This window comes from Leptospira ognonensis (assembly GCF_004770745.1).
Classification (GTDB): Bacteria; Spirochaetota; Leptospiria; order Leptospirales; family Leptospiraceae; genus Leptospira_A; species Leptospira_A ognonensis.
On record NZ_RQGD01000022.1, the window covers coordinates 297,367 to 322,360 of the forward strand.

The following is a 24,994-nucleotide window of genomic DNA, read 5'->3' on the forward strand; positions in this document are numbered from 1 at the left end:
ATAGAAAGTAAGATTCCAATAGAAAGGGGAGTATTATGCAAAAGTTCCTTATCTTTTCAACAATACTATGGTTGATTTCTTGTTCCTCAACAGACGCAACGAGGAGAGATTATAGTGCATCCGGCGATCCTGAAGATATTTTCTTCGAAAGATCTCAAAAAAGTCGAGAGGATGCAGTCGCGAAATCCGTGATCGATGATATGGATACAAAGTCAAAAGCGACAATCGATCCAGTTGCTTTACCAGAAAAAAAAGCAAATTCATCAGGAAACTTTGATGAAGTGGGACTTTCTTCCTGGTATGGCATCAAATTTCAAGGTAGAGCCACGGCAAGTGGGGAACCGTTTGACAGAGCAAAATTAACAGGTGCTCATCGTACCCTACCGATTGGCTCGATGGTAAAAATTCAGAATCTTGAGAACAATAAAGAAGTGATCGTTAGAATCAACGATCGAGGTCCCTTCGTGGATGAGAGGATTGTAGATGTTTCTGAAAAAACAGCAGAAGTCTTAGAATTCAAGGAAAAGGGGATTACGAAAGTCGGGATTCGTGTTCTGAAAAAAGGCGAAGTCGCAGAGGACATGGATACTGAGTTAGATGATGCTGATTTATTGGATGATGTTCCAGCAAAACCTGAGAAAATGACTCCCATCAAACCAGGAAACATCACGGCAAAACCTCCCGTGAGCGGAGCAAATCCAAAAGGATACACCGTTCAGGTGGGTGTTTTTAAAGAGCAAGAACGGGCAAATAAGTACAAAGAAACTCTAAAATCTGAATACAACCAGATCGTTTTTGTTTATCCACGCGAAGGAAAATTCGTAGTTCAAGTTGGGGATTTCACTGACAGAACAAAAGCAGAAAGTCTAAAGACGAAAATGAAATACGACGGGATCGATTGTTTTATCCCGAGCAAATAGCTTTGCTTTGAATCTTCCTGGAATCGTAAGAAACAATTCGGAATAAATTTCCGAATTGTTTACTTATTGGAAAATGTATTGCTTTAGATAGCAATATTGTTACGATTTTGCAGAAATACCATCTTTTCTAGAAGCCCCACTATGAGTGAACACACACTATCCATCCAACACATATTAACCAATTATTATACTTTCGGAAGTTTGATTGTCACGGTCCTCATTGGTCTACTTTCAATTTTTTTCCTAACCTTAAAGGACAAAACTGCCTCCACAAAACACCTCGGTTTGGGCTGTTTGTTTCTTGCTTTGTTTCAATTTGGTTATCTGTTAGGAGCCTTCTATTATCATCCGATTGCAGCTTACCACAGATGGTTGACGGGTGGGTTAATTTTGTTTGCGATCATTCACTTAGGTCAGTTTTCATTCCGATTTCCTGACAATGAAGGTAAAAAAATTGCAGATATCATTTTATATGTAACTTATGCTTTAGCTACCATTGTAGTTATATGGTTTTTTTACCAAACAGGGATTAGCGAAAAAAAATATCACTTCACTGCCCATCACTGGGATTTTAATGCAGAGCGCGCGAGTAGAATTTTAAGCCTTTGTATATTAGCCTACTCGGTTTTAACCTTTATCATTCTTCCCTCAATACGTCTTTATTCGATGCCGAGGGGGAAAAGACGTGCCTTATTATTAATGGTTATCGCTCAATTGGTGGCAGCGATCGTTCCTAACTTAACCAACGTTATGAGTCGTGATGGTGCCATGGAAAGATCCACATACCTCACTTCTCTTGTTTTGTTATTCACGATAGCTTTTTTTCTCATCACTCTCATCTTTATCAATACCAGTAAAGAACGAACCACTTTCATGATTAAGATCGTGGGCATCTCATTTGTAACGATTCTCATCATCATGCAGGCATTTAGTTTTCTCGTGGACCAAGAGAAAGAAACAGCATTCGATAATTATTCAATTCAAAAATCCCTACGTGCTCTCGAAGGAGGAGAAAAATCTCCAGATATTCTGTTTATACTGGAATATGATCGTGCCACAGAATCCATTAAAAAAAGTTTATACCCAGACAATATCAATCTCGATCTACAACTCGTTCAGGCTGACTTATATAATACGGAACTTTATGCAGAGATCGCCTTACTACCGTCAAATGGGTTCAGAAAATTATTAACAGAGAAAATTTCTAAGACGGCATATTTTTTCGAGGGATATAAAAATTCGATACTCGCATTTCTCGATGAAAACCCTGACTTAGAAAATGCTGAATTAAAATCAGCAGTTAACCTTTTAATCGATAAACTGAACAAAAATACTTTCATCAACACGAACAAATTATCTGACATAGCCGTTGATAAATTTTGTGAAGATGGCGTTGAATACATCAACAAAGTTAAAAACGTAAGTGCTTTCAAAGACGCTATTCTCAACCATATCAATGAATGTAAATGGGATGGCAAAGAAATATCACAACGCGATCTTAGATTAGAATTCCTTAAATTTTTTCGCTATTTCAAACCAGATCTTACGCGCCACTATAGAAAAGACCTCGATGGCATTTCGCATTACGTAGCCTATATGGCATATGACGGCAAAAAGAAGACCATTCGAGAAGTCGGATATAATTATCGGGATTATCGAGAGTATATGCATAAATCTGCAAGGCTTGAACTTGTGATTCTTGCAATCGTTCTTGTTGTATTATTATTAGTTTTCCCACTTTTCTTTCGGGCAACATTGGTAAACCCACTTTACAGTCTACTTGCCGGCGTTGAAAAGGTTAACCAGGGAAACATGGAAGTGGAAGTACCGATCCAAGTAAATGATGAGATCGGTTATCTTACAGAATCTTTCAATGGCATGGTAACATCGATTCGCGATGCGAGAAGAGAGTTGCAAGATTATGCAGAAAATCTTGAGGAAAAAGTAAAAGAAAGAACCAAAGAACTTCAGGAAAAAATGGATGAAATCCACCGCTTGAAAGTTCAGCAAGATGGAGATTATTTCTTAACATCCTTACTCGCTAAGCCTCTATTTTTTAACGCGAACAAATCTGAAAATATCAAATCTGATTTTTTCGTTCACCAAAAAAAGACTTTTGAGTTTAGAAATAAGACTGGCGATTTAGGTGGGGATATCTGTATCACAGGGAACCTTAAGCTAGGAAAGCCTGAAGAATTTCGTCGTTATACGATGATTATGAATGGCGATGCTATGGGAAAATCCATGCAGGGTGCTGGTGGATCTCTCGTCATGGGTGTAGTCATGAATTCCATCATGGCTCGTTCCGCAGGAAACAAGCGCATTCTAAATCGAACACCAGAAGAATGGCTCACAGATGTATACGAAGAAGTGAACATGGTCTTTAAGACCTTTAGCGGAACGATGGTGATCTCAGCCACCGTTATGCTCATTGACGACGAGACAGGTAAAATCTGGTTCTTCAATGCGGAACATCCTTTTAGTATCCTTTATCGTGATGGCAAAGCTTCCTTCATTGAAAAGGAACTAAAACTTCGAAAACTCGGTTTGGATTCTGAATATCCTTTCGAAGTCCAAACGTTTCAATTATTGCCAGGTGATCAGCTCATTCTAGCATCCGATGGTAGAGATGATATTGACTTAACACCTGATGAAGATGTGCGAACCATCAATGAAGATGAATTCTTAGTCTTAAAATATGTCGAAGAGGCAAAGGGCGATATTTACGAAACGGAGAATTTACTGAAAACACTGGGAGAACTCACCGATGATATGTCGATGCTCAGCATCACTTTCAAATCAGAGAAAGTGGGAAGCTCAATATCCCCAGAGAGATACCAACCAGAAACCGTTTCTTCAGATAACGTCTTTGATCCACCTAAAGACAACTGGGATGCTTCGCTAACGACTGCTGGTGCCTTTGAAGAGGCCAAAGTCTATTACCAAAACGGTGAAATTGAACAAGCGATTAGCGTCATGTACAAAGCCTTCCTAGCTGACCCAACGAACCAAAAAATGAATAAGTTTTTAGGATTGGTTAGTTACAAAGGAAAGGATTATCGTGTAGCAGCGAAGGTTCTTACTGAATTCCTGAAAGACAATCCCGATATTTCAGAATATTGGTATTACCTTGCCATGTCCGAAAAGAAACTCGGGAATTATCAGACCGCTTTGGATGCAGCCCATCAGGCACATAAACTAGACTCTGAAAATTTACAGAATCTGGTGAACTTGGCCGACGTTAGCAGACTTATGGGTAATGTAGATAGATCTTTAACCTATGTAACACGTGCTCAGGCACTTGATCCAGATAACAAGAACGTGATCAAACTATCAAAATTACTCGATAAAGCAACTAGTATGAACTAGTTGCTATGATTGTAGAAATCTTGGGTGGATTTATTTTCCAAAAATCTTAGGTATTCGTCAAATATTCCAGCTAGTTGCTGGAATATTGCCTGAAGGTTTTGACGTTCCGTTTTTATTTTGTCTTTATCATTAGATAAGATGGCATTCTTTATTTCGATTGCGGCCGCATGAAGCTTGTGATGCGGAATTTCCAAACTTCTATGGATTTCGGCTTGTTTCGGATCAATCACTTCGCTTTGATAATACCATAATCCCATTTTGCAAAGTTTATGATTTAATTGAGGTAGCTGAGTCGCGTCATTTGCCGCAATAGCCTTGTCCACTGCCTGAACCCAGTTGATGTGATCCATTCTTCTTGCGAAAATGAACTCTAATAACCAAACTGAATTTTGGTTGGTGATCATTTTCACTGTGTCGTTTATTTTACCGAATATAATTTCAAAATCATTTTTGGTTGAGATGCTTTTATCAGATAAGTTTTGTACTTTGTAGGAGATACTCGTCGAGTCATTGGCAATGTTTTCCGATGCACTACCAATCTCCTTTAATTTTTGCTTCAACTCATGAAACTGTTTGATCAGCTCTAAAATTTTCTCATAGGTATAAGAGGATTCACTCTGGTTGCCCGAAATAGAGAAGTTGATGATTTCAATCTCATCGATGATCTCATTGATGGCTTTCACTCGTTTCATTGCATTATCTTGCCAGCTGCTGAAGCGTGCTTTCATTTGAATTGCAGATTGTTGGATGGTTTTCACTGCGAGTTTCGTGTTTTCAGCAAGTTTTGAAACACCATCCGCAACAACAGCAAATCCTCGACCTTGGTCTCCAGCTCGCGCTGCCTCAATAGATGCGTTTAAAGCGAGAAGGTTCGTTTTTTCCGAGATTTCTTTAACGAGATTTATGTTATTACTGATCTGCTCTAAGTCTTTAAACAAATCAAGGAATTCCTGTTGGTTTTTCTCATTCTCGTCTTTGATCATTTTCGACTGCGATGAAACCTTCGATACCGCAGTTACGGTCTCTTTTAAACTTAGTATTACATCCTGAGTGTTTCGACCCGTTTCATCGAAAGCTTCGATCGCCCCTGTTACCTGTTCGGAAACATTATGAAGTACAGCATCTAACTCTTCGGTGCTGCTTGCCAAATTCATAGAAATATCGCTAAAATGGGCGAGTGAATCTACAATCTCCCCCTGAAAGTCTTGGATGTTTTTCAAACTCGCTGTGGAACCTAATATCGAGACAGAAATCGCATCCGCTGATTGAACGATCTTTTCTCTTAGGCGACCTTGGAATCGAAACAGAGTTTCAACCTCAGAAAAATTCTGAACTTCGATAGGCTGGTTGGTTAATAGCTTGTACTCAATCTTAGATTGATTCTCCTTTAGAAATTTTGCTAACTTATCTCTACCGAAGAATGGAATCTTTATCATTCCTTTAAGATGAACAGGCTGCCTAAAATGATCAAGCATTTAGGACTACATTATATTTTAATCCTACTAAAAAAACATATAAAACCAGCTTGCCATAGTTCTGCCAATCATATAGAATATGTGAATCAAAACTCAAGATGAGCAAAGGATGAGTATGAATTTAAAACATGTATTCTCTATTGGACTGTTCGCGTTTGGCCTCTCTACGTCAGTGTCTGCCCAAGAAGCAGACGTCGCGGTTGGTCGCTATTTACCACCAGAAAAAGATTCTGTAATCGAGATTTTTAAGTGTGGGGAAAAGTATTGTGGAAAAACGGTTTGTATCAAGGACAATGCGTACCAAGAAAAAGAAAAAGACAAAGGTGTTGTTGGTACCCCTTACTTGGATCACAATAACGAAGATCCAAGGCTGAGAACTCGTCCCAATCTTGGTATGGTATTTATCTCTGGCTTCGATTACGTCGGTGAAGGCGTATATAAAAACGGTCGGATTTACAATCCACGTGATGGAAAGACATATTGTGGAAAATTTACATCCCTTGATGGTGGAAATAAGTTGGATCTAAAGGGTACGTTATGTTCGCTTTCCTTCATCGGAAAAACGAACTCTTGGGTTAAGTTATCTGGCGTTAACTTAGACGAGCCAAAATGGGATTGTACTTTTAAAACAAAAAAATAATCTTTTCTTTAGTGAATTTGCCTGGATTCTAAGGAACCAGGCAAATGTTACTCAAAGTCTTTATAAAGAAGTGATGGTTGGATACCTTGATTCGCTTGGTATTTTCCTGATTTATATTCTTCAATCTGACCTTCTACTGTATGATAGAAAATCTGACAAATTTGAACACCCGCATAGACACGCAATGGATGAATGACTTGGATTTCTAAAGTCCAAAATCCCTTAAATCCCACATCGCCAAAACCCGCTGTGATATGTACAAACATTCCTAATCGACCGATGGAAGATCTTCCCTCTAACATTGGAACTAAATTATGTGTTTCGGTGAATTCAATGGTCCGACCGAGATAAAGTCTACCTGGTTCTAGTAGAAAGCCTTCATTGGGAATGATTATCTTCTCAGTTGGATTTGGTTGTTTCATGTCTAACGGAAAATTCGTATAAACTAATAATTCTTCGTGAAGGCATAGGTTGTATGAATTAGGGTTTAGTAATTTTGCATCATAGGGCTCAATTTTAATATCATTCCCAAGTCGTTTTAATATTTCTTTTCCAGTTAAGATCACAATTCACTCCCCAATAAAATTTGGTTTTCTTTTTTCTTTGAACGCTTCCAAGGCTTCCGTTCTATCCTTCGTACGCAGGGTTTCGAAATAACAAATTCGCTCCCACTCTAATCCGCTTTCTAAACTCAAACTTATGCCTACATTGATCGCCTTTTTTGCTGCTCTAACGGCGAGAGGAGCTGAGGCCGCAATGTCCTGAACAACCGCCAAACAGGAACCTTCAAAATTTTCCTTAGAAAAAATATCATTGAACAATCCCTTTTCTAAACCTAGTTTCGCCGGAATCTTTTTCGCAGTAAAAATCCACTCTTTTGCCATTTGCATACCGACAAGCTGTGTTAAGCGCTGTGTCCCACCAGCCCCCGGAATGATCCCAAGTTTTGTTTCTGTCAGTCCCACGAGTGCGGTTTCCGAAGCAAATCTCAAATCGCAGGCAAGCGCTAATTCGAGTCCCCCCCCAAATGCAAAACCATTGATGCATGCAACGGATGGAATCGGTAGATTTTCAAGATCGTGGAGACAATCTTTAAAGTCGTTTAGAAATTTTACGACTTCTGACTCATTCCAGCCAATTCGCTCCTTCAAATCTGCACCTGCTGAAAATGCATCCCCCTCGCCGACGATCATCAGAACTCGTGCCTTGGATGCTGCTACCTCGCGGACGGCCTTCCAAAACTCGGACAGGAAAACACGTGAGATTGCATTTTTTGCCTCAGGACGCTGGAAACGAATTGTTGCGACATAATCATGATTAAGTACGAAATTTATCAGTGGCATGGATTTCTTTTTCATGGTAAAAATTGAAATGAAATCGTGTAAAGAAATTCCGATAATGGAAGGGTAGCCGCATGAACATCAATAAAAGATTCCTTTACTCTACTGTTCTCGGACTTGCCGTCTTAGCCATCGGCTGTTCCAAAGGAAATGCCGACGACCCTCTTGCGGCTCTTTTGGTAAGCCCTCCTATCATTTCCTCAGTGACACCCCAAATCGGGACCCCAAGGCAAAATAACGATAATGGCGTCTATCCGCCCACGCAGGTAGTCATTAAGGGTTCCAATTTCGGAATCGATACGGTCGTTCGTTTCAATGAAACCCAAGCGGCGATCTCTGCGAATCTAGGTACGGAGCTGTACACCTCCGTTCCAGATGGAGTTTATTCTGGGTATATCACAGTCTCGAAAGCTGGGGGCTCTTGTATTGCTGGAACAGCCTCGGGTATCAATTGTGCGGGAACCGAATTTTTCATCGATTGTTATGATGCAACAGGCAAACAATATGGAAGCGAAACAGAAATCAAACAAGGAGACAGCAAAGGCATCGTCTACTCTGGGATTGAAACCAAAGCATTTCGAACCGATGTCATTTTTGGTTCAGCCAATTTGACGATCTCTTGCGATAGCATCGTGACTGTTAGGTTATTCAACAGGAGTTGTGTGGCAACCGATTACATTTTACAGAGAGATCCTACCATACCACTTCCTGACGGGTACTCATCGCAATTTTACGTCACAGCTGGATCGGCTACCTGCACTTTAAAAATTTAGATCGATTTATTTTTAACAAATCGTTTAAAAACGATAATATTTGCGGCGCCCATCCAATGGTTCATATTCTCCCTAAAAAGTTCATCAATTCTCTTACTTGACTTAACCTCTGCGGGTAATTTTTCATATTCAGCCATTGCTCGCGCCGATGCTTCTTTATATTTTTCTGCCACGACTTCCGTAATTCGTTTTAATAATGCGAGATTGTTTTTCTCTTCTCCCACATTTGGCAAGATCACTTTATTCCAATAATCGACGACGTGTTTCTTTACGACTTCTCCAGGAATGATACGCGTTACCTTTTTACCGTCCAAAGATTGGACATGTAGATATCCTGTATTCACTTCCATTAAAAACTTTTTAGCGATCATATAAAAATGGGACGGGCCAATGTGAAAAAGGAAAACCCATTTCAATTGATTGGGAATCCCTAAATTCATAATGATGATATTTTCGATGAAATCAAAAAAATTTGTTAAAAAAGTCAAGTATTCGGTTTCGTATTCTTCACTTGTTTTATTTTTTCTTTTGATGCTCGAGAGTGATTTGATCAACTCGGAGCGCAACATTTGTTCATCCGCTCCAAGATGGGTATCCATGCTAATCGTTTGATTGAAATAAGCCTTTTCACTTACATATTTTTCAATTTCAAAACGAAAAAAGTAATGTTGATCTGAATTCCATGAATACTTTCCGTAAGCTTGGATGAAATTGATAATGCCATCCTGAGGTTTTTTATCGATCTTGGCAGCTGGTTTTGGTTCAGCGCTCTGCTCTTTTTTCGCGGATCTCATTGAAATAATGGATTCATCCACATCGAGTCCAGGCAAAGGACCAGCATATTCAGTATTTGCTACCAAATTTTCTTGGTATAAGTTTTCTGTGAAAACGGAAGACAATTTATATTGTAGATTTTCACGAAACTTCGGTTTGGTGTTCCTTGTTTCTAAGACTGATTTATAATTTTCAATGTCTAAAACGTAAGCCATTCGTTTCAATAAAATGCTGAGTTGGTCAATTTTTTCTAAAGCAGGAATGATTCTGAAGTTTAAGATAGAATCATCTCTGAACACTGGATCATGAAAGGTCCCGGATGTGATTGATTTTCTAATCTCTAACCAACTCTCTTTTGATTCCATGGCAAAATTTCGCAGCATTTCAAAGATCAAATTGAATTGGACGAATTCTGTGCGCGGACCATCCGCATAACCACCCTGAAAGTATCGCGAGTATTCCTTTTTCACCATTGGATACATATGCTTTTCATCCAGGTTAAAAATGATGTCTTTGATTTGTTTTTGGCTCTTATTCAGCTCTTGGTCCAGAGCCTTTCGATAAGGAAGTAAATCTCGCTTGTTTTGTTCGGAGATGGATCCAGCTGTCAGAAATTGAAGGAAGCTCGCAACGAGCGTCTGTAAGCTTGTGAGAAAGTAGACGTAGCCTTTTTTGAAATCTCGAATGGCCTCTAATTCTAATTGATCCTCTTGGGTTGCCGATTGCATGCCAAGAGGACTTTAATTGGGATTTTTAAAAAAATCAACCCGAATTAGTTTTCGTAGTAAATCTCGATTAAATTTTGACTCGGATCAGAAAATGTGAGGCTCTCACCGTTTTCGGTTCCTTCCGGACCCTTCACGATTTTCACATTCTTTTCTTCGAGTTCAGAGATCGCTTCTGTAAAATCATCCACGTCCATCACAAAACTAATGACAGGCATCGACTGATCCTTCGGCGCCGTCTGAACGAGACGGATTTTAAAGGAATCCAAAGACAGAATAGCTTCCGTTTCTTTCTTAGTTTCCACCTCGAAATCAAAAATTTCCCGATAAAACTCAATGGAAGCTTCTAGCTGGGAAACTGGAATGTTGACGTGGCCTATGCCTTCTACGATGATCATGCTATTTCTATACCTTGATGGACTTTTCTGTCATCATGCTCAAAAATGCGGCTTTGTCGAGAAAAAAGCAATAGGAATTCTACGAACAATCGAGTTAAAAATGGGTTCCAAAGCTTTGCCATTTAATTTTTTATTAAAAAATGAAAGTTTTTCTCACTCTCTCCCTAATTTTACTTTCTCTTTTTGCAAACTGCGAGCCAGCAAAAATTCCATATTCCGAAAAAGATGTTCAATTATTAACCGATGTTTTTGAAGAGTCTCAAAAACTTCATGAGGGTCTTTTACTGCCTACTCCAAAGTTAGAAGTCGCAGGCATTCAAATGACTGTAAATGCCTTATCTGCCTCCGAACATCCTAAAATTAAGGATTGGAAATCCCAACTAACGGAAAATATTCCTAAAAATCCAAATGATTTAGAACTCTCTTATGATCAACTTTCAAAATTTGCGATTATTCTTTCAGAGATTAAAAATGAAGTAAAGTTACCCGGAGCATATCAGAAATTTTACTGCCCAATGGTTGAAAGATATTGGGTCGCCAAAGATAAGGAAGTAAGAAATCCATACTCTCCAGAGATGAGGGATTGTGGGGAAATACTTCAAGAACCCCACTAATACAAATTAAATGGAATCCTGTACATTTGGAGTTAATTTAGACCTACCCTGTCCCATCGACTGTAAGAATACTCTTGCAAAGAAGACAAGGAAGGAAAAAGAAAACTTCGAGTGTATTGCTGAAAAAAAATTTGACCTCTTCTTGCAAGAGCGTGTCACATTTGGTGTGGGAGTTTCTGCATTTCTACAAGCCCATCCGTCTGTATTAGAAGAATTCTTCCATAAGTCAGCGGAGAATAAAGAGCTTATAACCTATTTTTTATATATCAACGACCCTGCCTCAGTTAAAGATATTATTGAAAATTTTTCGCCGAGAACTCTTGCGGCTCTTTTCAAATCTGATTTTACATCCTTTAAAAACATCATGGCCAGTTCTCCTCGAGATAAAAGGTATAAAAGTATTTTTAAAGTTAAAAGTTACAGGTATTGGACTTATATCAATTCTCAAAAGATCTGTGATACGATTGTTTATTTCATTCGGGAAGCAAAGGAAGCTGAGTTAGCCGCACAATTTTTAATCATTCTTCCTTCAAACATAGTTTCAAATTTAAGAGATTTCACCGGATTTACTCCAGAAGAAGAAATCATCTTATATCGAGCCTTAGGTGATGAAATCTATGAACTTCCGATTCAAACACCGCAGATCTATGATCATATGATTTCACTTTTTGCTGACGATATTGAAATTTTTATGATCCTATCCACGATGGAAGAGCTCATAAAAAGACAAAAACAAATCCTTGAATTAACAGAAAAGCTATTAATATACACCGAAAAAAACAGAATCGACCTAAGTATTCAATTCATTTACTCCGAGTTAAATGGGCTCGAAATCGGTACAGCATCCGAGATTTTAAATCAAATGCAAGAAAAACAAATGATAACTACTTCACAACGGGAGCTAATCTTGAGTTTCTTAAAAAACGGAAGCCTCGATATTCTCAAAAGGCTCCGCAATGATTTACTTTGAATCTAAAGACTTTACTTCGGCTACTTTAATTTTAGAAGCAAGATAAACACTAAACAACAAGCTGAAAACAGAAAGCATTCCAACGTATTCAAAATTTGTTAACGTGCCATCCATTTCTTGAGTTAAGATCAATCCTGAAATAAAAGAGGCAGCACCTGAAGCTATCTGTTGAATGGAGGAATTGATAGACATAAAACTGCCTCTGATTTTTGGCTCAACAGTCGACGTGACCATAGCAAAGGCAGGAACCATTCGCCCAGATACGATAATCATAAAAACCGTCGTCAGTGTGACGACTAACGGTAGAGATGTTTTGCCAATACTTGTAATCAAAGAAACAGGAATCACTGACAAAATTCCGAGTACAGCATAAACGGGATATTTACCATACTTATCGGATAATTTACCGATGATGCGACTCGTAAAGAATGTGAAAAGTCCACCGAAAAAATAAATATATGGAAGTTCCTCTTTGGTCAATCCGACATTCGAAACGAGGTAAGGACTTAAGAAGGGGATGATCGTAAAACCTCCGAACATAAGTGCGACCATAAACGCAAAAGATCTGTAATGCGATTTCCTAGTAAAGACTAAGCGGATGGCATCCCATTTTTTATCTCCTTCCATGCGTTGGTCTAAATGAATCCTGATCCGAGGTAAAACTTTTGCAGCGATCGGCAATAATAAAAAGCTTAGAATCGCAAGCGCTAGAAATGGAAAATGCCAACCATATTGATTTGCAAAGTACAACCCTGCTGGAACTCCGATAACCGAAGCTACGGAAAATGCCGACATCACCACGCCTGTCGCCACTCCTCGACGAAAAATCGGTATGATATCACCAATGATGGATAGCACGAGGGCTCCGATCACTCCGCCAAATCCTCCAGCGATGATCCTGGCTGTAAGAAAGGTGTTATACGTGGGCGCGAAAGCACATAGCAGAGTTCCTAAGGCAAAACCTGCATAAACCGTCAGGAGAGCATGTTTTCGGTCAAAACGATCTAAAAAAAAGGCTCCAATGAATCCGAAAATTCCCGCACTAAATGTGTAGGCGGAAACTAAAAAGCCAAATTGTGCAGATCCGATATGGAAGCTTTCCATAAATACAGGACCCAGAGGCATCATAATTACAAAATCTAAAATATGTAAAAACTGAAGTGCCGCTAGTATAAATATAATAGCTCTTTCTTTTTGGACAGTATGAAGAGGATGGTGGTCCGGGTGAGGGTTCGCAATTTCCATTCTACCATCATTGACCAATGGGTCAAAAAAGAATCCAAAATTCTCATTCTTAAAATGATTTCCGAATCTCCTTTCCTATCAAAGATTGCAGTAAATGGATCAATTTAAGTTTTCGGATCGGTTCCAAGAGATGGCATTAGGTGAAGAAGACAATCAGCTTAGTACGATTAGAAAATCAAAGGAAGCTGATAAAATCAATATCATTGATATGGTCAATTCTAACCCCATACAATCGGGACTCATATTTCCCATGGAAGTCATTTCTCATAACTTGGATTCAAAATCTACATCAACGTACAATCCAAATCCAAAAGGTCAACTCCAGGCTAGAAAAGCGATTTCAAATTTTTTCCATTCAAAACAAGTAAAAGTAGATCCAGCAGATCTTTTGTTAACGGCAAGTACTTCCGAAAGTTACTCTTTTCTTTTCAAACTCTTGACAAATCCTGGAGATGAAGTTTTAGTTCCATCCCCTGGTTACCCACTTTTTAGCTTTTTAACAGAATTTGAAAACATAAATGCAATAGATTTTCCGTTATACGAAGCGGAAAAAGGTAAATGGCAGTATAACCTTGAGTCTATGAAATCAAAAGTATCAAAGCTGACGAGAGCCGTCATCATTGTCAGTCCCGCTAATCCCACGGGAAGTTTTTTATCAAAATCGGATTGGACACTTTGGATGCAATGGTCTCTCGAAACACAAATCCCGTTGATCATTGATGAAGTATTTTCATCTTATTTTTTTGATGAATCAGATTTTTTTTACCCTTCCTCGACAGAGGCACCTGTCTTTATATTAAATGGAATCTCAAAACTTCTCGCACTCCCTCAATTGAAATTGGGTTGGATACATGTAAATGGAAACTTAAGTTTTAAGGAAAGAGCGCTTGCAGGACTTGAATTGCTCTCAGATACATATCTCTCGGTTAACGAACCGGTACAAAACATCTTACCAGAATTATTGAAATGGTCTCCGATGATTCAAAATCAAATTAGAAATCGAATTCGTCGCAATCTAGCCGCGGCATCCGAGATCTTTTCTGATAATGAAAATATAAATTGGATTTCGTTTCAGGCAGGTTGGTATGGATTGATAGAACTCAACTCATTAAAGTTTGAAAACTCCGAGGTATTAGCAGAACTTGTGCTAGATTCTTGTAATGTGTATACTCATCCCGGTGAGTGGTATGGGTTTAAACCTGAACGATTGATTCTGGTTATGAGCCTTATTGTTTCAGAGGATCAATTTTTAGCTGGATTGAAGGAGCTAACATCTTTTCTCAAATAATCTAAAATTTCCGATTTCTGTTCCTCAGCATCACGTTTTCCTAGCTCAAACGTTTCTCTAACACCAACGGGATTCGTGTAATCAAAAGAAGAAATGGTAAGTTTTTTTGATGGTTTGATTAGGTACGTTCTCTTCAATAAATCTGGATCCTTCCCGACGATCGTGGATGGCTCGTAATAGATTCCTATAATTTTGGCGTTTGGAGAAAATTTCTCTATTACTAGATTATTGGTAAGTCCCCCATCCAAATAATATTCGTTATTAACTGACTGAAAATCTACAATGGGAGGAATCGAAGATGAATTCAATATGAATTGTTCAATGATTTCTGGATTCGTAAAATCTTTTTCTGTGAAATCAATGTCTTCCATATTCCACTTTTTCATGATTTCTGGCATTCGACTTGCCGGCTTTCCTTCAGATTTATCTCGATCATCTTGAATAAAGGCGCGACCTGTCTCACTGATAAGGCGTGCTAAGCGAAATTTGTTTTTTAAGGAATTTTCTTTAGGATGGGCTCGGACAGTATGAATGATCACTTTCGCACCAGAGGCGAGGATCTTATCGAAGTGCATACCGAAACGAATCCCACGGCGATACATTTCCTCATGCGGGAAAGTGGGCTCTCCCCGTAGAAGATTCGAAAAATGAAAATTGCGTGAATTGCGTTTCGTGATTTCTTCAAAATATTCAACGGTTGCTTCCTCGCTTTCCGAAAGCACACTCATAGCCATCGCAGCACCCGCTGATACACCCGAGACCTCGTTGAATCGCACGCCCCAATCTCGTAAAACCTTGCCAACGCCAAGTGCATAAAATGCTTTGCAGCCACCGCCTGCGAGTGCTAATGAAACTTCAAAAACAGGTATGAAACGATTTAGAGTTTGGAAGAACTGATCTTTTACTTCAGTTAAATTTTTGAGGTCTAGTCCTCTTCCCACCGGAAGCATAATGTATTGTTCTCTCCTAAGAATCTATCAAAATATAGACTGCTTCTACAAGCTTCTTCAGTAGCTAAGAAGAAATCATATCCACCGGCTGGATACTTAATTTTGCAACACCCTTTTTTATCTTTTCGAGCAGGCGGCTGCCGTACCGATTTATCCTGTCCCTGTAGATCATTGGCACCTGGAGGAAGTTCGGTATACGATTGTGAACCAAGGCCAAGAGTGCAAAAAAGTAAAATTAAAAAAGTCAGGCGTAACGATTCTGTGCTTTGTTTTTTTTGCATCTTAATCATATAGACGGCAGTTTCCCGCTGATTACTGACGAAATATTAATCCCAAATGCAATCCTTGAAAATTCTTTACGATTTCTCAAAAATTCGTCTTAATTGGCAAATTAGAATTTTGAATGGAGGTTATATGGATAACAAAAGATTGATCTATCACGGTACGGGTGGGGAACTGTTTCTCATATTTCTTAAAAACATTTTCCTTACAATTGTTACAGTAGGAATCTATTCTTTCTGGGCTAAAACGAATGTTCAGAAATACAATGCCTCCAGCCTAGAATGGGCCGGTGAGCGTTTTTCTTTCCACGGGACAGGAAAAGAAAGATTTATAGGTTTTCTAAAAGCATTAGGTCTGTTTTTCGTTGTTATTTTTGTTACCTACCTGGTAAGAACACTCCTCGCCTATGTTCCCATTCCTTACGTTTCAATCATTGTAGGATATCTCATTTATCTGGTTTTATTTCTTTGCTTAATCCCACTGATCGTTGTCGGTAAAAGAAAATATTTAACTTCACGAATGGCGTATAGAAATTTAAGATTTGGATTTGATGGAAAAGCGCTTGAAGTTGCCAAAATTTATTTGAAAGGAATCACTTTAACAATACTTACACTTGGAATCTATTATCCCTGGTTCTATTCTGAAAAAGAATCTTATCTGATCGCAAATTCGAGATATGGTAATACAAATTTTGGTTTTGAAGCGGATGGACAGGAATTATTCTTCATCTATCTGAAAGGTATATTCTTATCTATAATCACTTTTGGAATTTATATTTCATGGTTTATTGCCGATCTTCAAAACTTTATTTGGGACAGAACCTCTTTCCAAGGCAAAAAATTTAATTCAGATATCACAGGGCTTCAAATTTTCGGTAATGTTGCTCTATCTTACATAATCATTATTTTTTCTTTTGGTTTTGGTTTCGCATGGGTCGTAGTCCGAATGACAAAATTATTTCTGGAGACGATCAGTTTAGAAGCAGAAGTTGATTTTACTAGCATAGAAGCAAAAACAGATACGACAGCATCGGCGACTACTGAAGGGATCGAAGCGATCTCGAATGCGCTGGATTCATTTTTAGGCTAATCCATGCAGGAGCCTGTAAATTATAACGTTCGTTATTTCAATGGAAAGAGTGCGATACCTGAAAAGGGAATCGCACAAATTAAAAATGAAACTCTACAGATAGCTATTGCACAGCAAATTTTCACCTTTCCTTTTGACTCATTTTACCAAGTAGAAAAAATTCACAATGGCTTAAAAATAACTTTGCAAAGTGATGAAAAAAGAGAAAGTCCGACAATAGAATTGTTATGTGATAAAAAGGAAGCAATTACGATAGAAAAGATATGGATACGAAATAAGCACGGTGAAAATTTTTTTCAAACCCTTGCGCTCTTTTTTCGCAATCTCCGTCCTATATCCATTATCGCAATCGGTCTCTCCTTTTTACTCTTAATAGTTGGAAGTTATTTTTTTGCTCTCCAAAAAATCTATCTCTTCCTTCCCGCTTCCATCGACGAATCGCTTGGGGAAAACTATGATAAAAATATTCGATCAAGTTTCAAATTGTGTGAATCGAAAAAAATGGAACATTTTTTTTCACTCGCACTAGCTGAGCTAGTACCCAAAAATTCCAAAATCAAATACAAAGTACAAGTGATTAACGAAGATGAGGAAAATGCGATTTCCCTCGCCGGTGGTAAAATTTACTTTTTCAGCGGTTTATTGCAAGCAAGCAACAGTCAGGACGAAATTTTAGGAGTGCTAGCTCATGAAATCTCCCATGTTGAAAGGAGGCATCACGTTCGAAGTCTCATCAAAGCATTAGGTACTTCCTTTTTAATTAGCTTACTCGTAGGTCCGGGACTTGGCGACTTTCAAACTCTCGAGACATTGACGGAAATAGGAAGTACGATCGCTGTTTTGAAGTATTCACGTGATTTTGAAGAGGAAGCAGATCAAAATGCCTTGATCATCCTCAAAAATGCAAATCGCAATGCCTCAGGACTGCTTACGTTCTTAAAACGGATGCAAAATCATGAAACTACTTTAGATATAAATAAAACATCGATTCCGACGGAAACAAGCAATCAAACTCTCACAATTAGGATTAGAGACAATATACTAAAATTATTAAGCAGCCATCCACCAACGGAAGATCGCATCCTTTTCGTTGAACAAGCATTAGGAAATAATGGCCGGATCAATTCCAAATTGTTAGTAAGTTCCAGTGAGTGGGAATCTACCAGAAGCTCATGCAAAGTGGAGTCTTATAAATAATTCTTTTTTATCGAGAAGTAGATTTCTTTTAAAGTTTCCTCAATCGAAATTTGAGGTTTCCAACCAAGTGAAATCATCTTCAAATTATCACCAAATACTCGGCTTGTCTCTGCGCTTCTAATTCTCGCTGGATCGACTTTGCATTTAATATTTTTACCTGATAGATGAATAAGGGTTTCCACAAGATAACGTATGCTAACCTCTTTTCCAGAACAAAGATTATAGATTTCTCCTGCTTTTCCATATTCTGCTAAAATTAAATATCCATTTACGATATCTTTGACGTTTGAAAAATCACGTGTCGGATTTAAATCTCCAACGCTAATAAAATCAGATCCCGTCAATTCTGCTTGGATGATCTGATTGCAAAAGTTTGGGATTACAAATTCTGGCCTTTGACCAACGCCGATATGATTGAACGGCCTAGCAATTACGATGCTTAACTTATCGTTGTATGCTGCATACTGCCTACAATAGGACTCTGCAGCTAGTTTACTCCCTGAATAAGGATTGAGTGGATTTGGTATTAGATTTTCGTTATACGGTAAGGTAGAGAAATCCTGCCTTCCATACACATCTGCTGTGGAAACATACACCATCTTTACAGGCTGAGCCAATCGGTGTATGCTCTCCAATATATTCAGAGTTCCCTTTACGTTTGTTTCTTCCGTATCCCATGGATCTTCCATAGCCTTTGGAACAAAAGGTTGGGCTGCCAGATGGAAGAGAAAGTCCGGTTTGACGGACTTAATTTCGCTACTGATGGCCTCTTTTTCACGAATGTCCGATTTTAATAGGACGATTTCAAAATTTCCCTTCTCATTTAGCAGGGAAACTAAGTATTTTCCGACAAATCCTGTCCCGCCTGTTACCAACGCTCGAAATTTCTGCATAAATTAGGAATTTTCCAAAGAGATAAGAAGATTTTCTTGCCATCCTCTCAAAATTTCAAATCCTCTCAACAAAAGAAAGAAATCCGTGGAGAATGAACCTTTAATTGAACCATCCCCATTTTTGGAAATCAGAGATCCCGCGCTCAGTGTCCAGGAAATCATACAAGAAATAGAATCTAAGATTGTACTTCCGCCTCCCTCCTCTCTGGAGTGGGAACGAATTTCAAAAATGGAATTTCAACCAGAATCTCCTGAAGGTTTTCGTAAATTTGACCCAGCGGGCACAGCCTTTCTTTTCGAAAAAGGAATTTCACCTCCAAAATTTACGAATCCAAAACTTTGGTTCATCAAGGGACCTTTCAAATTTCTGCTCACTCGTATCATAGAATTCTATGGACTCGTAGATAAAAAATTATCTGAAAATCGCATAAAAGCTTTTTTCTCCGTCTTACACGAATTAATCCGACTGACGAAAAGAATTCAGAAAATTGAAATTCGATTAGAAAAATTTTATTCAACCTATCTTTTGAAAAAAGATATTAGCCCTGATTATCAAAATATTGATTTTGGTTGGTCTACATTTCAATACTTTGATATGCCAGGAAAACTCAATCTTTGGGATAATGCGATAGCAGATTTGAAATCAAAAAATCAAGTGACCGTTCTATTGCCAACTTGGGGATACATTTTAAAAGAACTGACTATTGCTAACATTCGTTTTGAGGCATTCAGTAATATTGAGGAAGAAGTTAATTTCATTAAGTCAAAAATTTCATCTCATATTTCAAAAGTTAATTCTCTTTTCCCGCTAAGAAGTTTTTTACCACCGAATAGTGATGTTCTGATTTTTATACCTTTAAATCGATTTCCATCCTTCCTTTTAAATCAATTATTCATAGAACTGAGTTCTGGGATGACTAAAGGACATGATGTATATTTTTCTATCCAAAGTGATCATGCAGCAGATTCCTCTCCCTTTCAAGATATCGAAGTTACAAAAGTGGATGTGAAAAAACTACCTGCCTATTTAGAACCATTGGGCTTTGCTCGGGAACGAAATCTCACTCATCAGGAAACGATGAAAATACTACGGTATACCAAAATCAATTAGAATGAACGTATATCAACACTTAGATGAGCTAAAAGACTCAGATGGTGTAGGCAACGATGCGATTGGTCTTCACAAAGAATTTTTATCTTTAGGATGGCACTCTAATTTTATCACTCGCATCCCTAGAACGGGTAAGAAGATAGAAAATACGGAATTTTATGCAACAAAAGATTCTATTCGTTTCAGACCGAATGATATTCATATTCTTCATTATGGCGGGCAAGGTTATCCCATTAATAAATTTCAAACTGCTCCTGGAGAAAAAATTTTAAGATTTCATAATATAACTCCATCTTCATTTTATAAAGATTCAACGACACCTGAGATTTACGCCGCAATGAGGAGATTTGAATCTCTCTCCTATCTAGAATTGGCCACTCTATCTATTTCATGCGATGCTGCCTGGTGCGATTCTCCATTCAATGCCTATATTCTTAAATCATTTGATTACCGAAGTTTAAGGGTAATTCCGATATGCAAAAAATATGAGGAGTTTCCGCCCATCACTAGAGCAAACAATAACATCTGTTTTGTTGGAAGGTATGCGCCGCAGAAGAAGTGGGAAGATTTAATCAATTTTTTTTGGATCTGGAAGAGTAAATTTCCATCTGCAAAACTATATTGCATTGGGTCCATTATTGGAGCCTTTGATGGTTATTTTTCTAGATTGCAACAACTCGTCGAAAATTTAGAATTAACGGATTCAGTTTTGTTTAAAACCAACCTATCGGACAACGAGGTTATCCATACGATGCGAGATACCAGTGCACTTGTCTCAATGAGCGAACATGAAGGTTTTTGTTTGCCCATATTAGAGGCATACGGTATTGGCATTCCGGTTTTTGCTTTTGATGCCTGCGCCACAAGGTCAACCATGAATCAAGCAGGCATTCTCTTCAAAACAAAAGAGTACAATTTATTGGCAGAGCTGATTTCTGAAAAAATTATGGATGAAGCAAAAAAATCTAAAATGATACAAGAACAGTTCAGGAGTCTCAAATACTATAATGATTACCCTTGGCAAAAAGTACTCCCTTACCTACTGAGACAAAAATGAGCAAAGGTAGAATCTTACAATTTTCCGCAGGCTTTCAGCTTGGTGATGCCATTTCACAAGAAATGCTGGAATTAAAAAAGAAATTAAAATCTGAAGGCTATACGAGTGAACTCTATTCTGAAAATATAAATAAACCAGATAGATCATATGTAACAAAATTTAATAAGGCAGATATAAAGAATGATGATGTAATCGTATATCATCATTCTATACATTCGGATGTATTACCATTTATATTGAAATTTAAGAATAAAAAGATTCTAATTTATCACAATGTAACGCCTAACCATTTTTTTGAACCCTATGATTTGAAATTTACATATCTATTAACTGAGGGAAGAAATGACTTATATCAAATTAAGGATCAGTTTGATGCCTATTTCGCAGTTTCGGATTTTAATAAACAAGAACTGACAGAACTAGGGTATCGAAATGTAAAATTGATGCCTCTCAATCTAAATTTTTCAAAATGGGAGTCTTACAATAAATCCCCGATTACCAAAAAGGACCTTCAATTTTTATTTGTTGGTCGCATTGCACCCAACAAGAAACAAAATGATCTTATAAAATTTGCAAAGATTTGGAAGGAAAAAACTCATAAAAATTTTCATTTAAAACTGATAGGATTTTCAAATCCAAATCAACAGTCTTATCTTGATGAATTAGAATTCATGATCAAATCATACGACCTCGAAAACCAAGTCGAAATCGTTTCCTATGTAAACGAGGAAATTCTGTCAAAATATTATAGGGAGAGTAATTATTTTATTTCTATGAGTGAACATGAAGGATTCTGTGTTCCGTTGATGGAAGCTATGTATTTTCAACTTCCTGTCATCGCTTATAAGGCAGGAGCGATTGCTGAAACTTTAGGTGGATCCGGATTTCTATTTTCTGAAAAAAATTACGAAGTATTAGTCGATCTGATTTTGAAATTAGAATCAACTCCAATACTCAAAGAAACGCAAATTAACCACCAAACGGAAAGGCTGTCTCATTATCTGAAATCAACTTCAATTGAGCCTTTGATGAATTATCTAGAAGCAAAATGACAGACCGAAAGAGAATTGCGATCATTATCCCGAGATTTTTTCCCGATATCGCTGGTGGAGCAGAGAAGCTGGCTTTAGACTATGCTTTAATCTTAAAGAATGATTTCCATGTAGAAATTTTTACAACTTGTGCGAGAGATTACCTGACTTGGAAAAATGAACTTCCCGAAGGGAAAGAGATATGGAATGACATAACGGTCAATCGCTTTGCGGTTGAAAGAAATAGAAACATCCAATCCATGAACCATTCCTTAAATGAGCTTCTAAATAATTTAGATTCTATACAGGAAAAAGAAGAAGATAAATTCATTATCGAACAAGGTCCTTATTCACCTAAATTGGTTTCGAATTTCTTAAAGGAACAAAGCAGATTCGATCTTGCGATTTTCATTGGTTATTTGTATTATCCCATTGTAAAACTTCTTCCAAATGTTAAAATTCGAAAGCTAATCATCCCAACTTTTCATGATGAACCAGCACTCTCTCTGCCGATTTATCAGCGGACATTTCTGACTACCTATACCTATTCTTTTAACGCGCCAGAAGAACTGACAGTTTTCGAAAATCGTTTCGGAGCTACACCTAACCATGTTTTAATCGGAACCTATGTGAAGGAGCAAATCGTTACCGCTCTGAAACAGGATCAGAAAGTTAGAATACTGACTCTTGGTCGTATGGAGGCTGCGAAAGGATTTATAGAGTTGTTTCAATATTTTGATCAATGGATGGGCACGTACGAAGCTCCTGAGCTTGAAATGGTATGCATCGGTAGCAACCACCTTGATTCTAAGGACGTACCAAAATCCATTCAAATGAAAGGATTCGTCTCCGAAAAAGAAAAGGAAAGCTTGCTGAGGCGGGCAACGATACTCATCAACCCCTCACCATTTGAAAGTTTTTCGATTGCCATGATGGAAGCTTGGTCTTTTGGAATACCGGTTTTAGTAAATGGTAAATCAGATGTTATGCGAGGGCATAATTTAAGAAGCCAAGGTGGGCTTCACTATTCGGATGAGATATCGTTTCGACGATGTCTTGAATATTTAATCGAGAGACCGCAACTTCGTCGCAGACTAGGTGAAAATGGCAGGAAGTATGTCTTAGCCAATTTCACCTATAATGTTGTCTCTCGGAAATTAATTTCTACTGTTAATAAACTACTCGGTTGATTTGACCTTCAAATTCATTTAACATAAATTCATGAAGGTGTCCGTTCGTTGCTAAGAGACTAGGAGTATATAAATTAAAATCATTGCCATCCATGGTCGTCAAACGTCCGCCAGCTTCTTGCACAATCAGTCCCGCCGCCGCCATATCCCAAGGTTTGAGTCCTAATTCATAGTATCCATCAAATTTGCCGTCTGCAACCCAGCAAAGATCTAGCGTCGCAGCTCCCGTTCTCCTAATGCCTCGAGATTTGGAAAGGATGGATTTATAATAGGTCATTAGGACATCGAGAGAATTATTTCGATCATAGGGGAAGCCTGTACAGAAAAGAGAATCTTTCATAGACATTCGCTTTGAAACACTAATCCTCGTTTTATCTCGAAAAGCACCCTCTCCCTTGATGGCATGATAAAGAGTTCCGAGCTCTGGAAATAGGACCATGCCCAGTACGGGAAGTTTCGTGTCTTCTTCTTCGAGCCCGATAGAAACACCATACAAAGGCAAACCATGAGCATAGTTTGTGGTTCCGTCTAAGGGGTCGATGATCCAACGATAGCCCGAAACTCCCGCCTTTTCGCCAAATTCTTCAGATAAGAAACCATCACTTGGAAAGTTTTTCTCGATCTCTTCAATGACCATCCTTTCGGCAGCCAAGTCTGCTTCTGTCACTAAATTATATAGACTTTTTTCTAATACCTCTAAGTTAGGTGTAAGGTGTTTTTCTATGAGTAGATTGCCAACTTGCGGTAGATAGTTTAAAAAATGATAAGACCGACTTTTCAGTTCAGAATCCACTAATAACCACCAAACTCGATATTTTTTTTCATAGCCGTTATCTCAACATCCAAGTTCAGCGTTTCATCTGCTTTCAATTTGGCGCGGACCTGTTCTGTTGTTTTGATCACTTCATGCAATAATTGATTTAGCTCGATTTTTCTTTTTTCGTTTTCTGCCGCGAGTTGTGGATCCTTTGAGACCAGATTGTATTGTGATAAAATCTTTAATGTTGTCTCAGGAAAGTAATTCATATATTGTTTTGCTTTTTTATAAGATAGGGGCTCCTCAGCGAGACGAAGGCGGAGATCTCCTAATGAATGTAAATACTCATTTCCAAGATTTAACAACGTTGTATCGGATAGAAATTTTACTTCCTTCTCAATACCACCTTTTTGCAAGTCAAGTTTATCCATAAACGTTTTATACTCATTGAACTCAACTTTATCGGAAAACTGTTTCTTTAATTCGTTCCAGTTCTGTTTCGTCGCACTGCTAGAAAATAGTAGGGGAAAAAAACTAAACGGATAATGATGAGGTTTACCTAATGTAGTCTTAAAGATTCCAAAACCAAGCATGATTAAATGTGCGATAGCCACGAAAACATAAGAGAAGACCAAAAGAATGCGATCCTCTGAAAAAGCATTCCCGAATCCGACATAGCCAAAGGCAACTAATGCCTGTAAATACATAGCTTCCAGTGATTGTTTGCCTGAGTATGAAGATTTATTTCGAGATAGCCAAATTACAAAAGGAAAAACCATGGCTCCCAAAACTTCCATCGAGAAGGGAAAAGGAAGGAGCGCCATGGGATAGGTAAGTAAGGTACTTAAATGAGCCCTGCGAGCCCACTGCTTTTCTTCCGGTAAAATTTCGTCTGCATCTGCCATT

The 24,994-nt window shown here is 38.1% G+C and carries 24 protein-coding genes; 13 read left to right on the top strand and 11 right to left on the bottom strand.

Going from position 1 to position 24,994, the window contains the following annotated elements:
• The first annotated feature begins 35 nt into the window (after positions 1–35).
• Positions 36–920, top strand: coding sequence for an RlpA family plasminogen-binding lipoprotein MPL36 (gene mpl36, locus EHQ58_RS07310; protein ID WP_135623220.1), 885 nt, complete (start codon positions 36–38; stop codon positions 918–920).
• Positions 921–1,061: 141 nt separating this feature from the next.
• A complete protein-coding gene (locus EHQ58_RS07315; RefSeq protein ID WP_135623221.1) occupies positions 1,062–4,289 on the top strand; it encodes a SpoIIE family protein phosphatase in 3,228 nt (1,075 codons plus the stop codon).
• Here EHQ58_RS07315 and EHQ58_RS07320 read toward each other — a convergent pair.
• The gene (locus EHQ58_RS07320; protein WP_135623222.1) at positions 4,286–5,725 is read right to left on the bottom strand and encodes a methyl-accepting chemotaxis protein; all 1,440 of its coding nucleotides are present in this window, start codon (positions 5,723–5,725) and stop codon (positions 4,286–4,288) included. The two genes, EHQ58_RS07315 and EHQ58_RS07320, sit on opposite strands and share 4 nt — an antisense overlap.
• 154 nt (positions 5,726–5,879) lie before the next feature.
• On the opposite strand from EHQ58_RS07320, the gene EHQ58_RS07325 reads away from it, so the two are divergent.
• Positions 5,880–6,404, top strand: coding sequence for a DUF2147 domain-containing protein (locus EHQ58_RS07325; protein WP_135623223.1), 525 nt, complete (start codon positions 5,880–5,882; stop codon positions 6,402–6,404).
• A 47-nt stretch (positions 6,405–6,451) separates the two neighbouring features.
• On the opposite strand, the gene dcd is transcribed toward EHQ58_RS07325, so the two are convergent.
• Together dcd and EHQ58_RS07335 are read right to left on the bottom strand one after the other, a co-directional pair.
• Complete coding sequence (dcd, locus tag EHQ58_RS07330; RefSeq protein WP_135623224.1) at positions 6,452–6,970, bottom strand: dCTP deaminase; 519 nt, start codon at positions 6,968–6,970, stop codon at positions 6,452–6,454.
• Positions 6,971–6,973: 3 nt separating this feature from the next.
• The gene (locus EHQ58_RS07335; RefSeq protein WP_135623225.1) at positions 6,974–7,747 is read right to left on the bottom strand and encodes an enoyl-CoA hydratase-related protein; all 774 of its coding nucleotides are present in this window, start codon (positions 7,745–7,747) and stop codon (positions 6,974–6,976) included.
• A gap of 71 nt (positions 7,748–7,818) precedes the next feature.
• Here EHQ58_RS07335 and EHQ58_RS07340 point away from each other — a divergent pair, with 71 nt between their 5' ends.
• The gene (locus tag EHQ58_RS07340) at positions 7,819–8,517 is read left to right on the top strand and encodes an LIC10067 family putative lipoprotein (protein WP_246047217.1); all 699 of its coding nucleotides are present in this window, start codon (positions 7,819–7,821) and stop codon (positions 8,515–8,517) included.
• On the opposite strand, the gene EHQ58_RS07345 is transcribed toward EHQ58_RS07340, so the two are convergent.
• Positions 8,514–10,019 (bottom strand): hypothetical protein, encoded by a 1,506-nt coding sequence (locus tag EHQ58_RS07345; protein WP_135623226.1) that lies wholly within the window; start codon positions 10,017–10,019, stop codon positions 8,514–8,516. The two genes, EHQ58_RS07340 and EHQ58_RS07345, sit on opposite strands and share 4 nt — an antisense overlap.
• Before the next feature lie 44 nt (positions 10,020–10,063).
• Complete coding sequence (locus tag EHQ58_RS07350) at positions 10,064–10,414, bottom strand: VOC family protein (protein ID WP_135623227.1); 351 nt, start codon at positions 10,412–10,414, stop codon at positions 10,064–10,066.
• 140 nt (positions 10,415–10,554) lie between these two features.
• Here EHQ58_RS07350 and EHQ58_RS07355 point away from each other — a divergent pair, with 140 nt between their 5' ends.
• Positions 10,555–11,028, top strand: a complete 474-nt coding sequence (locus EHQ58_RS07355; protein WP_135623228.1) for a DUF3347 domain-containing protein — start codon at positions 10,555–10,557, stop codon at positions 11,026–11,028.
• 10 nt (positions 11,029–11,038) lie between these two features.
• A complete protein-coding gene (locus EHQ58_RS07360) occupies positions 11,039–11,998 on the top strand; it encodes a hypothetical protein (protein WP_135623229.1) in 960 nt (319 codons plus the stop codon).
• Here EHQ58_RS07360 and EHQ58_RS07365 read toward each other — a convergent pair.
• Positions 11,990–13,243 carry an MFS transporter gene (locus tag EHQ58_RS07365; RefSeq protein ID WP_135623230.1) on the bottom strand — a complete coding sequence of 418 codons (1,254 nt, stop codon included), beginning with the start codon at positions 13,241–13,243 and terminating at the stop codon, positions 11,990–11,992. The genes EHQ58_RS07360 and EHQ58_RS07365 overlap by 9 nt on opposite strands.
• A gap of 94 nt (positions 13,244–13,337) precedes the next feature.
• On the opposite strand from EHQ58_RS07365, the gene EHQ58_RS07370 reads away from it, so the two are divergent.
• Positions 13,338–14,531, top strand: a complete 1,194-nt coding sequence (locus EHQ58_RS07370; protein ID WP_135623231.1) for a pyridoxal phosphate-dependent aminotransferase — start codon at positions 13,338–13,340, stop codon at positions 14,529–14,531.
• Here the strand turns inward: EHQ58_RS07370 and EHQ58_RS07375 are convergent.
• Complete coding sequence (locus EHQ58_RS07375; protein ID WP_135623232.1) at positions 14,486–15,481, bottom strand: patatin-like phospholipase family protein; 996 nt, start codon at positions 15,479–15,481, stop codon at positions 14,486–14,488. The two genes, EHQ58_RS07370 and EHQ58_RS07375, sit on opposite strands and share 46 nt — an antisense overlap.
• On the bottom strand, positions 15,457–15,771 hold the full coding sequence (locus EHQ58_RS19085) for an LIC_11321 family protein (RefSeq protein WP_425460475.1): 315 nt from the start codon (positions 15,769–15,771) through the stop codon (positions 15,457–15,459). Before EHQ58_RS19085 ends, EHQ58_RS07375 begins: the two co-directional genes overlap by 25 nt.
• Before the next feature lie 124 nt (positions 15,772–15,895).
• Here EHQ58_RS19085 and EHQ58_RS07385 point away from each other — a divergent pair, with 124 nt between their 5' ends.
• Together EHQ58_RS07385 and EHQ58_RS07390 are read left to right on the top strand one after the other, a co-directional pair.
• The gene (locus tag EHQ58_RS07385) at positions 15,896–16,852 is read left to right on the top strand and encodes a YjgN family protein (RefSeq protein ID WP_210412789.1); all 957 of its coding nucleotides are present in this window, start codon (positions 15,896–15,898) and stop codon (positions 16,850–16,852) included.
• Between the two features lie 3 nt (positions 16,853–16,855).
• The gene (locus EHQ58_RS07390) at positions 16,856–18,049 is read left to right on the top strand and encodes a M48 family metallopeptidase (RefSeq protein ID WP_135623234.1); all 1,194 of its coding nucleotides are present in this window, start codon (positions 16,856–16,858) and stop codon (positions 18,047–18,049) included.
• Here EHQ58_RS07390 and EHQ58_RS07395 read toward each other — a convergent pair.
• A complete protein-coding gene (locus EHQ58_RS07395; protein WP_135623235.1) occupies positions 18,040–18,942 on the bottom strand; it encodes a GDP-mannose 4,6-dehydratase in 903 nt (300 codons plus the stop codon). The two genes, EHQ58_RS07390 and EHQ58_RS07395, sit on opposite strands and share 10 nt — an antisense overlap.
• 85 nt (positions 18,943–19,027) lie before the next feature.
• Here EHQ58_RS07395 and EHQ58_RS07400 point away from each other — a divergent pair, with 85 nt between their 5' ends.
• The 4 genes from EHQ58_RS07400 to EHQ58_RS07415 are packed head-to-tail and all read left to right on the top strand — an operon-like array spanning position 19,028 to position 23,331.
• The gene (locus EHQ58_RS07400) at positions 19,028–20,053 is read left to right on the top strand and encodes an LIC_10202 family protein (protein ID WP_135623236.1); all 1,026 of its coding nucleotides are present in this window, start codon (positions 19,028–19,030) and stop codon (positions 20,051–20,053) included.
• 1 nt (position 20,054) lies between these two features.
• The gene (locus tag EHQ58_RS07405; protein WP_135623237.1) at positions 20,055–21,110 is read left to right on the top strand and encodes a glycosyltransferase; all 1,056 of its coding nucleotides are present in this window, start codon (positions 20,055–20,057) and stop codon (positions 21,108–21,110) included.
• Positions 21,107–22,162 (top strand): glycosyltransferase, encoded by a 1,056-nt coding sequence (locus EHQ58_RS07410; RefSeq protein WP_135623238.1) that lies wholly within the window; start codon positions 21,107–21,109, stop codon positions 22,160–22,162. The genes EHQ58_RS07405 and EHQ58_RS07410 overlap by 4 nt, the downstream gene beginning before the upstream one ends.
• The gene (locus EHQ58_RS07415) at positions 22,159–23,331 is read left to right on the top strand and encodes a glycosyltransferase family 4 protein (protein ID WP_135623239.1); all 1,173 of its coding nucleotides are present in this window, start codon (positions 22,159–22,161) and stop codon (positions 23,329–23,331) included. Before EHQ58_RS07410 ends, EHQ58_RS07415 begins: the two co-directional genes overlap by 4 nt.
• Here the strand turns inward: EHQ58_RS07415 and EHQ58_RS07420 are convergent.
• Entirely contained in the window at positions 23,312–24,124 is an 813-nt protein-coding gene (locus EHQ58_RS07420; protein WP_135623240.1) for an inositol monophosphatase family protein, read from the bottom strand. The two genes, EHQ58_RS07415 and EHQ58_RS07420, sit on opposite strands and share 20 nt — an antisense overlap.
• Positions 24,124–24,993, bottom strand: coding sequence for a DUF4870 domain-containing protein (locus EHQ58_RS07425; RefSeq protein ID WP_135623241.1), 870 nt, complete (start codon positions 24,991–24,993; stop codon positions 24,124–24,126). Before EHQ58_RS07425 ends, EHQ58_RS07420 begins: the two co-directional genes overlap by 1 nt.
• Position 24,994: the final 1 nt, after the last annotated feature.